An 11,011-nucleotide genomic window follows, 5' to 3' on the forward strand; every position below is an offset into this window, starting at 1 on the left:
GTGAATAAGCTGGTGGTTCTTTTCCTGTCATCAAGGTGATTCAAAAGTGTCTGACTTGCATGGAAGCAACTCACAGAAAATACCGGACGGAGTGTCCATCGATAGTCACGGGATACATTACCGTCGTGCAAATGACGTGATACCGGGAGCCATCAAAAATGCGCCGGTAGAGAGGTTGAAGTCCCTGCTTGCGCTCGAGCCGCAAATGCCCGAGTGGTATAGCGGCGCGCGGGAAGTCGACCGTCAATATCTCAAGCGGTTGATTGATGAACGTTGGCGTTTACAAGACGTACTGGACCAGACCCGGGGCGAGTTGAAGCATGACATCAACGCCTTCGCCGAACCGCTGCTCAAAACGGCTTTGCAATCGAAATTCACCACGGTCGAGAACTTCAACGAGCTCACCGTACAGCTCGAGGTGCCGAGCAAGTTCATTATCGGCATCGATACCGGGGCCAGTCGTGTGCGCGAATCCACGTTGCTGGAAGCTGCGCTGCACAACTTCGAACAAGACGAAACGGCACCTGACGCGTTGCGCAACAGTTCCGGTGTTTACCGCAGGGACAGTCGGGGCAGTCTCAGCCTTGAACCGGCCATCACCCTCCCGGCGTTTGCAGCCTTGTGCCGAAGCCTGGATATCGGCGGGCAATACCGACGACACATCAAGTCCGTCCTGTTACCCAGTACCCCACAGGCACAAAGGACCTTGCAGCGGGATTCGGTGGCCAGTGAAAAGTCGGCTTTTCATGTGGCGGCGCTGATTGCCCGATTGAGGGGGGATATCAGTGACCATGCCTTCGGAACATTGAACAAGGTGCGTGAGGGCCAGGCAAACATCGAACTGTATAACCAGCCATTGCTTTGTCATCGGTTGTCGCTGATGGGCTTTCGAATGACTGGCATCGTGCTGTTCAGCGCAGTCATTGAGCCATCGCAAGTAAAACGCGAAGTTGAAGCGTTGACGCCGGAGCTGTTGAGTTTCTGGATAGACTGGTCGCGCCGCCTCTCGGTACTGCCGGGCCAGGCATATGATCAATTCAAACTGTTGCAAGCCTTCTTTGCCAATGGACCGCAGGGGCTGAGCGATGAACTGTTGCGCCGCGAGGATATTTATCAACAAAGTCGTTTGACCGGTTCGTTGATCGCCTATGTCCCGGATGATCCGGAGCATCCCTTCAGGGAGTATCCGTCGCTGACAGCGTTCATGAAAACGCTGCTCGGTCAGTTGAGAAATGCCGATTACCAAGCCTTTTTCAGCCGTTTTGTAGCTCAGAAGGACAAAGGACTTTTTTTCTCCCGGGTCAACGAACGACTCACGACCTACGCCTGGCACGAGCGCGAGCCGCTCGACATGGGGCCGTGGTGGCGTGAAACCGCGGTTGAAAACCCCGATGCGGAGCCCATCACCAACCAGATTACGGGTGAACTGTGGGTGGCGCTGTTTCTGGAGCGCCGCGACAAGGCCATCGCCGATGCCAGGCTCATTGCCGTGCCGACTGACGACGAGGATGCCAATGCACGCTTCAAACGCTTGACCAGTTACCTGTCGATCGGCTGGAACGTATTCAATTTTGCCGCAATGCTGGTGCCCGGACTGGGCGAAGCCATGCTCGGTATCATGGTCGCGCAGATGCTCGCCGAGGTCGCAGAAGGCATCGAGGACTGGAGCAAGGGCGACAAGGAGCAAGCCTCTGCCTACTTCAATGGGGTCTTGATCAACTTCGCGCAATTGGCACTCATGGGTGCCGGGCATGTACTGCCCGGCACCGGCGTCACGCCGATCAAAGTGTCGCCGTTTGTCGAGGGCCTCAAACCCGTGGAAGTCGGCGGCAAGGAGCGTTTGTGGAGCCCTGACCTCGGTCCCTATGAACAGCCGATCGTGTTGCCCGATGGAGCGAAGGCCAGTGACACAGGGCTGTACCGTCATCAGGATCAGGACCTGCTGCGCCGCGATGACAAATGTTACGCAGTCAAACAAGACCCGGCCACCGGCCGGCATCGACTTCAACACCCGACTCGCGCCGATGCCTATCAGCCGCTGGTGGAGCACAACGGTGCCGGCAGTTGGAAGACGGAGCTCGACCAACCGCTCGAATGGGACAGGAGGCAGATACTCAGGCGTCTGGGCGCTTCGGTGGATGGACTTTCCGATGAAACCCTGGAGCAGATTCTGACCGCCAGTGGCGTGCACGAAAATCTGCTGCGCCGGCTTCACGTCGAACAGCAGACCCCTCCCGCACTGTTGGCCGATACCCTCAAGCGCTTCAAGGCCCATACCGATGCGCAAGCCTGCGCGGAGCAGATTCTGGCCAACCGGATCGGCGAGGAATGGGCCGATTACGCCGTGCGAATCATGACCGAAATGAGGGGCTGGCCCGATGACAAGGCCATTGAAGTCTTCCAGGGGCCGGGACTGACCGGGAAGGCGATCAAGGACGGTTATGCCCAGGCGTTACCGGCCAATACGTTGCAGATGAGCTGGTCCGACCTGCTGGCGGGGGCGCTGCCCGAGCGCGTGGTGGGGTTCCTTGATGAACAGGCGCTTCGTGAACTGCTCGGCGAATGGTTATCCGGTGACTCGCAGAAGCGTACCGAAGCGTTGCGCGAACAATGGGCAACACGGGTGGGGCAGCGCAAGCGCAAGTTGTTCGACCTTCTGTACAGTCGTCGGACCCGTTCGGACGATCCCTTGGTGAATCTGCTCAAGGGGGATTTTGCCGAAATCTCGCTCAGCCAGGCGCAAGAGTTGCTGGGTGAGGCGCATCCTTCGGACGTACGACACCTGAACGAAAAAAAACGCGTGCCCTTGCGCCTGGCGGAACAAGCCCGCAAGGACGCCGAGCAATTGCGGATGACACGGGCCTATGAAGGCCTTTACCTCGATGCCTTGCATAACGCTGATACCGCGCGCCTGGAGTTGCACTCCCTGGCGGCCTTGCCAGACTGGCCGGCGGATGTGCGTCTGGAGGTTCGTGAGAATTCATTCGAGGGAACGTTGACCGACAGTCTCGGCCCCGTCGACGCGCCGATCCGCAAAGTGCTGATTCTGGGTGAGGATGGCAAATACGAAGCGCGCGACGACAGCGACCAACACCTGCACGGCGCGGACAATGTGTATGCCGCGGTGCTGCATGCGTTGCCGGATTCGCAACGAACGGCCCTGGGCTTCGGCATCAACGAGGCCGCGCGGCTGGAGCAAACGATAAAGGCACATCCGCTGGATCGTCAGGTATTTGAGCCGATTCTGCGGGACAACCCGAACTTCAAGCCGACTTACGATCCGACCGTCATGCGCCTGCGCGGCGGCATGCGTGGCTATGCTCGACAAGCACCGAATGGCATGGGGTTGCGGCGACGGGCTCGTGCGCTGTATCCGGGTTTTACCTCGGAGGAGGTCGAGACGCTGCTGGCGGAGGTCCGCCAGGGCGAAGGTACGGCGCATGAACGACTGGCCGTGCTCGAGGCCGAGTTCAACCAGTTGAACCGCGCCCTGCAACGCTGGTTGGACTCGCCGACGAAGTCCTTTCGTTTTAGCCCGGCGGGCATGGCGGAGTGGCGTGCGCGAAACAATATCTACAAAGTACTCAGGCAATGCTGGCAGCGCACCGGGCCCGAAGGTATGGAAGCGGTGGGTGTGCTGCATCCGCAGTCCTTGAGGTTCGACAATATTCCAAAGTTGAGCGAGCTTCTGGATACCCTGCCGAAACTGGAGGCCAACTTCGATCATGTCACCGAGTTGAGCCTGAGCGGGGGCCGGTTGCGCGGCGAGCACATGTCATTCCTCGACTCGTTTCACCAGGTGCGCTATCTCAATCTGCAAGAAAATCTGCTGACAGAGCTGCCGCAGGCGGTGGAGGACATGCCCCATCTCACTTGCCTGTATCTTGGTGGCAATAACATTGAACTGGATGCATTGGCGGTAGACCGCCTGAAGAACTTGACGCGCATGATGTTCCTGCACATGCACGGCAACCCGCTGAAGCTCATTCCGAACATCAGCCGAATGCCGTATTTGCAGGTGCTGTTGCTGGGCGAAACAGGGCTGGACAGCTGGCCTGTCGGTTTGTTTTCTCAATCGCGGCCGCGCAGTATTTATCTTGATCTGAGCGGTAACCCGATCAGCCGGATACCCGAGGTCGCGCCCGGTTCATTTCGCGCAGAGCTATTGGCGCGTACCGTGATCAGTCGTTCCCCGCGCTGGATCTCGCCGGAGGATCTCGAGATCCTCAAGTCTTACATCGAGTCGGTTGGCATGGATCCGGAACGTCCCTATCCGCCTCGCAGCGTAATGGATAGCAAGAACTGGAAGTCGGGCATGACCGAGCGGCAATGGCAGATAAAACAGGAAGTCTGGGATGCGGTCGAGGATGAATTCGATTCAGTGCCGTTCTTCAATGAAATCCGCAGGCTCACCGAATCCGCCGACTTCAAGGCCGGCGGGACCTATCGGTCAGAACTGACCGACAAGGTCTGGCGCATGCTCGAAGCCATGGCCAGCGACAGTGAACTGCGCATCAGGCTGTTCAGCGAGGCGGCAACCCCCACCGAGTGCGTGGATGGCGGTACACAGTTGTTCAATGCCATGGGCGTGCAGGTGTTGGTCCACGAAGCTTACGCCCTGGAGCGTGCGGACCTGATCGAAACGCAATTGCTGGAGCTGGCCCTGGGCAAGTCCCGGCTCGATGAACTCGGTGCCATTGCCCGTACGCGTGTTTCTGAACGGTGGGCGAAGGGAGAGCGGTACCGCCGCTACGACGCCGATGGCGAAGTGACCGGCACTATCGATGAAGTGGAAGTGCACCTGGCCTACATGACCGAACTGGCGGAACGCCTGGATCTGCCGTGGCAGGCACGGGGCATGCAGTTTCGCAAGATCGCCAAGGTGAGCAAGGAGATGATCGAGGCAGCGTTCCAGCGGATCAAGGCGCTGGAGGAGGGCGAGTTGCTGATTGATCGAATCGTTGAACAACCGCTCTGGCGAACCTGGCTGGAGTCGACTTACCGCGAGGAATTGAATGGCTTGAAGCGCCGGATCGACGCGACCATCGATTTGCAGGATGCGTTGCAGCGCAGGGCCGAAGGCACGGGGCTGACCTCCGAGGAAAAGGCTGCGGTGGAGGTGGAAATCAAAGGGCTGTGCAGTGAATTGGGCAAAAGTGAAGCTGACTTTGCCGATGGCGAGCTGATGACTGACGAGCAATATGTTCAAGCCTTGGAAGACATCGATCTGCAGATTACGCAGTTGCTGAAAAAACTGACACGCGAAGCGATGATTCGGGCCAAGCTGGATCGGCTGCGGATTGAAACCGCCCAGTAACCACGGAAAAAACAAAAGCCTCGCCACAGGGTGTGCGAGGCCTTTGCTTGTGTCGTGGTTGCCGGGTCAGAACAGGAAGTAACGCTGGGCCATCGGCAAGGTTTGCGCCGGCTCACACCACAACAACACGCCGTCGGCCTTGACCTGGTAAGTCTGCGGATCAACGTCGATGTCCGGTAGGTAGTCGTTGTGAATCAGGTCGGTTTTCTGCACGTCACGGCAGCCTTTGACCACGGCGATTTTCTTCTTCAAGCCCAGGGCTTCGGGCAAGCCCGCCTCCTGCGCGGCCTGGCTGATGAAGGTCATGCTGGTGGCATGCAGTGAGCCGCCGAAGCTGGCGAACATCGGGCGGTAGTGCACCGGTTGTGGCGTCGGGATCGAGGCATTGGCGTCACCCATCAGGCTGGCCGCAATGGCACCGCCCTTGAGAATCAGCGTCGGTTTCACGCCAAAAAACGCCGGGCGCCACAGCACCAGGTCGGCCCATTTTCCCACTTCGACCGAGCCCACTTCATGGCTGATGCCGTGGGTGATCGCCGGGTTGATGGTGTACTTGGCGATGTAGCGTTTGGCGCGGAAGTTGTCGTTGCCCTCGCCATCACCGGGCAACGGGCCGCGCTGCTTTTTCATCTTGTCGGCGGTTTGCCAGGTGCGGGTGATGACTTCGCCGACGCGGCCCATGGCCTGGCTGTCGGAGCTGATCATCGAGAACGCACCGAGGTCGTGGAGGATGTCTTCGGCGGCAATCGTCTCGCGGCGGATGCGGCTTTCGGCGAACGCTACGTCTTCGGCAATGCTCGGGTCCAGGTGATGGCAGACCATCAGCATGTCGAGGTGTTCGTCGATGGTATTGCGGGTGAACGGCCGGGTCGGGTTGGTCGAGCTCGGCAACACGTTGGCAAAGCCGCAGGCCTTGATGATGTCCGGCGCATGACCGCCACCGGCACCTTCGGTGTGATAGGTGTGAATGGTGCGGCCCTTGAAGGCGGCGAGGGTGGTTTCGACGAAGCCGGATTCGTTGAGCGTGTCGGTGTGGATCGCCACCTGGACGTCGTACTGGTCGGCGACGCTCAGGCAGTTGTCGATGCTCGCCGGGGTGGTGCCCCAGTCTTCGTGCAACTTGAGGCCGATGGCGCCGGCCTTGACCTGCTCGATCAACGGTTCCGGCAGGCTGGCGTTGCCCTTGCCGGTGAGGCCGATGTTCATCGGGAACGCGTCGGCGGCCTGGAGCATGCGCGCCAGGTGCCACGGCCCGGAGGTGCAGGTGGTGGCGTTGGTGCCGGTGGCCGGTCCGGTGCCGCCACCGATCATGGTAGTGACGCCGCTCATCAACGCTTCTTCGATCTGCTGCGGGCAGATGAAGTGGATGTGGGTGTCGATGCCGCCAGCGGTGAGGATCATGCCTTCGCCAGCGATGACTTCGGTGCTGGCGCCAATGGCGATGTTGACGTTGGGCTGGATGTCCGGATTGCCGGCCTTGCCGATCGCCGCGATGCGCCCGTCCTTGAGACCGACGTCGGCCTTGACGATGCCCCAGTGGTCGATGATCAGCGCGTTGGTGATCAGGGTGTCGACCACCTCGGCGGCCAGCAACTGGCTCTGACCCTGGCCGTCACGGATGACTTTACCGCCACCGAATTTCACTTCTTCGCCGTAGGTGGTGAAGTCCTGTTCCACTTCGATCCACAACTCGGTATCGGCCAGGCGGACCTTGTCACCGACAGTGGGACCGAACATGTCGGCGTAGGCTTGACGGGAAATCTTCATGTGTTCGCCTTGGAATTCAATTGATTTTGAGACCGCTCGCATTACTCGCTATCGCAGCCTCGCTGCGCTCGGCAGCTCCTACGGGTGTTCACACTGCATTCGCGCGCCCGGTCTCTGTTGGGGCTGTCGAGCGAAGCGAGGCTGCGATCTTTTGGGAGCACCGCATTTGTCAGTCGAGATCACCCATGATCCTGCCGGCAAAGCCGAACACCCGACGATGCCCCGCCAGATCCACCAACTCCACCTCGCGGCTCTGCCCCGGTTCGAAACGCACGGCGGTGCCGGCAGGGATGTTCAAGCGCATGCCACGGCTGGCGGAACGGTCGAACGTCAGGGCGTCGTTGGTTTCGAAAAAGTGGTAGTGCGAGCCGACCTGGATCGGCCGATCGCCACTGTTGGCCACTTTCAGGCTGATCGTGCGCCGGCCGGCGTTGAGTTCGATCTCGCCGGGCTGGATCTGGTATTCACCGGGAATCATCAATGGGCTCCTTGGAGAATCTTGTAGTACAGGGCGGTCGGCTTGTAGCGGCCGCTCGGGTCGCAGGCGTAGTCGGGGATTTCACCGGCGCGGGTATAACCCAGCGATTGGTAGAAAGCTTCGGCGGGCGAACCGGCTTCGGTGTCGAGGTAAAGCATGCCGCGCCTGTGCTGCAGGGCAGCGGCCTCCAGGGCGCTCATCAGTTGCTGGCCCAGACCACGACGCCGCGCATGTTCGCGAACCAGCAGTTTCTGCACTTCGCCACGGTTCAGACCGTTGGCTTTCTGGCACAGACTCAGCTGTACGCTGGCCTGCACCTGTTCGTCCTTGACCACCACCCACAGCAACACATTGCCCTTGTTCAGGTTGTCCTGGACTTCATCAAAATAGGCATGGGCCTGGGTCGCATCGAGGTCAGCCATGAAGCCGACACTGGCGCCATAACCGACGGCATCGAGCAGCAGATCGATCAGGCCCTGGCGATAATGCGCAAAGCTTTCAACGTTGACTCGTCGCAGTTGGGCGGGGTTCATGGGCGATCACTCCTTGTTGGCGGCGGGTGGTTGCGCGCCAGGATTGAGGGTCAGTTGCATGAAGGTCAGGTCCAGCCAGCGGCCGAACTTGGTGCCGACCTGAGGCATTTGCCCGGTGGTGATAAAGCCGATGCGCTCATGCAAGCGAATGGAGGCGGCGTTACCGCTTTCGATGGCAGCAACCATCACGTGCTTGCCGCAGCCTTTGGCGCGCTCGATCAGCGCATCCATCAGTTGTGGACCGAGGCCGTTGCCGCGCTGGTCGCTGCGCACATAGACCGAGTGCTCGACGGTGTGGCGAAAACCGTCGAAGGGTCGCCAGTCGCCGAACGAGGCGTACCCGAGCACCGTATTGTCGGCATCGACAATCACCAGGACCGGATAAGCCTGGGAATGCCGGGCGTTGAACCAGGCCTGTCGATTGCCGAGGTCGACCGCCTGTTCGTTCCAGATCGCCGTGGTGTTGAGCACCGCGTCGTTGTAGATGTCGCGAATGGCTGGCAGGTCGGCATGCTCGGCATCGCGGATGTGGTAAGTCATGGCGCGGCCTCAGGCGATGGGTTGGTGGACGGTGACCAGTTTAGTGCCGTCGGGGAAAGTGGCCTCGACCTGGATTTCCGGGATCATTTCCGGGATGCCATCCATCACTTGTTCGCGGGTCAGCAGGGTGGTGCCCAAGTGCATCAGGTCGGCCACGGTCTGGCCATCGCGGGCGCCTTCAAGCAGGGCTGCGGAGATGTAGGCCATGGCCTCCGGGTAATTGAGTTTCACGCCGCGAGCCAATCGCCGCTCGGCCACCAGGCCGGCGGTGAAGATCAGCAGCTTGTCTTTTTCACGTGGGGTCAGGTCCATTGTTGCAATCCGTATTCGGCAGTTAGAAGGTCATTCAATCTGAGAACACAATCCCACATTGAATCGCATTTCAAGTGTTCCAAATTCGTGGTGGCATGGCTTCGCGTCCCAGTAGCGTCGGACGCAATAAGCGCCACAAATCAATCAACCATCCCCGCGCCAACAACGCTTCACTGGCCAGGCACCGTGCAACCAGCAATCCCGGCAACTGCGAAAGATCCCCGCGCACGTCGTTGGGCAGCGAGCGGCAGGTTTCCAGCAAGTCGCTATCGATTTCCCCGGTCACCAGCAACGTCGCAAATACCGGTCGCCCATCGAGCCCGATGGGCGAATCCAGCAAGCCGTCCGCCCCGACAATGCGCTGGCGTTCGTGCCAGAGCAACTGGCCGTCGCGGCGGATATCCAGTTGCGCCTGGAAGTACCCGAGATCGAAGCGCTCGCCACTGGCCGGACGCCCCAGGGCCACGACGTCCCAGTAGAACAGTCGCGCATCGCCTTCAAGGTTGATGCAAGTGCTGAGTTCAGCCTGGGCCGCGCTGAAAATGATCGTCTCCTGGGGCAGCCATTCCAGTGTCGCACCGGCCGCCACCTTCAACTTCAGCTGCTGATAGGCGGGGCCGGCGGCGCGATACCACTTGGCCGCGCCGGGGCTGGTGATTTGTGCCCAGGCATCGCGCTCGACGCTGGCCGAGATGTCCAGCCGATCACCGCCGGCAATTCCACCGGGCGGGTGGACGATGATGTGCTGGCAGACTTCCGGCCCTTCGGCATACAGGTGTTTTTGCACCCGCAACGGACCTTGGTGTCGACGCTGGACCGGGCGCGTGCTGTCGTCGAATCGGGCGTAACCCAGCTCCAGCTCGGCGTGCCAGCTGGGGGTAAACAAGGCACCAGAAGCGGGAAGAGTCATAGTCAGTGCTTATCGTGAGGACATCACGATGGTTGCAAAGGCTGTGCCGCAAGGTATCGCAGCAGGAGGCGGTTATTGCCGGATTGAACGCACCAATAGGGGGAGACTCCTGAAATGTAGAGAACCAAATTGGTGCATTGTCCCTTTTTAGACATACCGGAGTATGCAGAACAGACTGCCCGGTCTCACCCCCGCTACAGCGCAGATCAGATCAAGTTGCATCAGGCGTTGCCTTTGACAGTCGATCTCGCGACAGCTTTCAGGCATGTCGATGTCTTCAAGAACAATTACACCTCAAGTCACGATGGTTCTTTGGTGGCCTACTCCATCAATCCACAAAACGCATCCGGCAATCCTGGATTCGGGCTGGGTTCCACGCCCGAAAGTCGAATCAAGAGGATCGTGACCATTGGCTCAGATCGTGACTAGCCCACGCACGCCCTCGGCCTCCATGTTTTCCCCGCGACCCTGTTGCACGATTTCGCCCCGGGACATCACCAGGTATTGGTCGGCCAGTTCGGCGGCGAAATCGTAGAACTGCTCGACCAGCAGGATTGCCATGTCGCCCCGGGCCGCGAGCTTTTTGATCACGGCACCGATCTCCTTGATCACAGACGGCTGTATGCCTTCGGTGGGTTCGTCGAGGATCAGCAGGCGAGGGCGGCTGGCCAGCGCACGGCCGATAGCCAGTTGTTGTTGCTGGCCGCCGGACAGGTCCCCCCCCCGGCGTTGCTTCATTTGCAGCAGCACCGGGAACAGCTCGTAGATGAACGCCGGGACTTCCTTCGCTTCGCCGCCGGGAAAGCGCGACAGGCCCATCAACAGGTTTTCTTCCACGGTCAGGCGGCCGAAGATCTCCCGGCCTTGCGGTACGTAGGCGATGCCGGCATGCACACGCTGGTGCGGCTTGAAGGCGGTAATCGGTTTGCCTTCCCAGTTCACTGCGCCTTCCTTGGCTGGCAGCAGGCCCATCAGGCATTTGAGCAGGGTGGTCTTGCCCACGCCGTTTCGGCCGAGCAGGCAGGTGACTTCGCCGACCTTCACATCAAACGTCAGGCCGCGCAGGATGTGGCTTCCGCCGTAGTACTGGTGCAGTTTTTCGACTTGCAACATTTCCAGATTCTCCTCAGCCCCCCCTGTGGGAGCGGTGTTCA

8 protein-coding genes are annotated in these 11,011 nt (G+C 60.0%); 1 reads left to right on the forward strand and 7 read right to left on the reverse strand.

What is annotated here, in order from left to right:
* The first annotated feature begins 46 nt into the window (after window positions 1–46).
* Window positions 47–5,317: a dermonecrotic toxin domain-containing protein gene (locus tag ACM6G4_RS18135; RefSeq protein WP_414914247.1), complete on the forward strand. Its 5,271-nt coding sequence runs from the start codon at window positions 47–49 to the stop codon at window positions 5,315–5,317.
* 66 nt (window positions 5,318–5,383) lie between these two features.
* Here ACM6G4_RS18135 and ureC read toward each other — a convergent pair whose 3' ends face one another.
* From ureC to urtE, 7 genes are all read right to left on the reverse strand, one after another.
* Window positions 5,384–7,084: an urease subunit alpha gene (gene ureC / locus ACM6G4_RS18140; protein WP_056725357.1), complete on the reverse strand. Its 1,701-nt coding sequence runs from the start codon at window positions 7,082–7,084 to the stop codon at window positions 5,384–5,386.
* Window positions 7,085–7,253: 169 nt separating this feature from the next.
* Complete coding sequence (locus ACM6G4_RS18145; RefSeq protein WP_056725355.1) at window positions 7,254–7,562, reverse strand: urease subunit beta; 309 nt, start codon at window positions 7,560–7,562, stop codon at window positions 7,254–7,256.
* The gene (locus ACM6G4_RS18150; protein WP_414914248.1) at window positions 7,562–8,095 is read right to left on the reverse strand and encodes a GNAT family N-acetyltransferase; all 534 of its coding nucleotides are present in this window, start codon (window positions 8,093–8,095) and stop codon (window positions 7,562–7,564) included. The genes ACM6G4_RS18145 and ACM6G4_RS18150 overlap by 1 nt, the downstream gene beginning before the upstream one ends.
* A gap of 6 nt (window positions 8,096–8,101) precedes the next feature.
* Entirely contained in the window at window positions 8,102–8,635 is a 534-nt protein-coding gene (locus ACM6G4_RS18155; protein ID WP_056725353.1) for a GNAT family N-acetyltransferase, read from the reverse strand.
* Window positions 8,636–8,644: 9 nt separating this feature from the next.
* Window positions 8,645–8,947, reverse strand: a complete 303-nt coding sequence (locus ACM6G4_RS18160) for an urease subunit gamma (protein ID WP_056725351.1) — start codon at window positions 8,945–8,947, stop codon at window positions 8,645–8,647.
* 70 nt (window positions 8,948–9,017) lie between these two features.
* Window positions 9,018–9,857 carry an urease accessory protein UreD gene (locus ACM6G4_RS18165; protein WP_414914249.1) on the reverse strand — a complete coding sequence of 280 codons (840 nt, stop codon included), beginning with the start codon at window positions 9,855–9,857 and terminating at the stop codon, window positions 9,018–9,020.
* Window positions 9,858–10,271: 414 nt separating this feature from the next.
* A complete protein-coding gene (gene urtE / locus ACM6G4_RS18170) occupies window positions 10,272–10,970 on the reverse strand; it encodes an urea ABC transporter ATP-binding subunit UrtE (protein ID WP_056725349.1) in 699 nt (232 codons plus the stop codon).
* Between the last annotated feature and the right edge of the window lie 41 nt (window positions 10,971–11,011).

It is taken from the genome of Pseudomonas sp. IT-P258, from assembly GCF_949767825.1.
GTDB lineage: Bacteria > Pseudomonadota > Gammaproteobacteria > Pseudomonadales > Pseudomonadaceae > Aquipseudomonas > Aquipseudomonas monachiensis.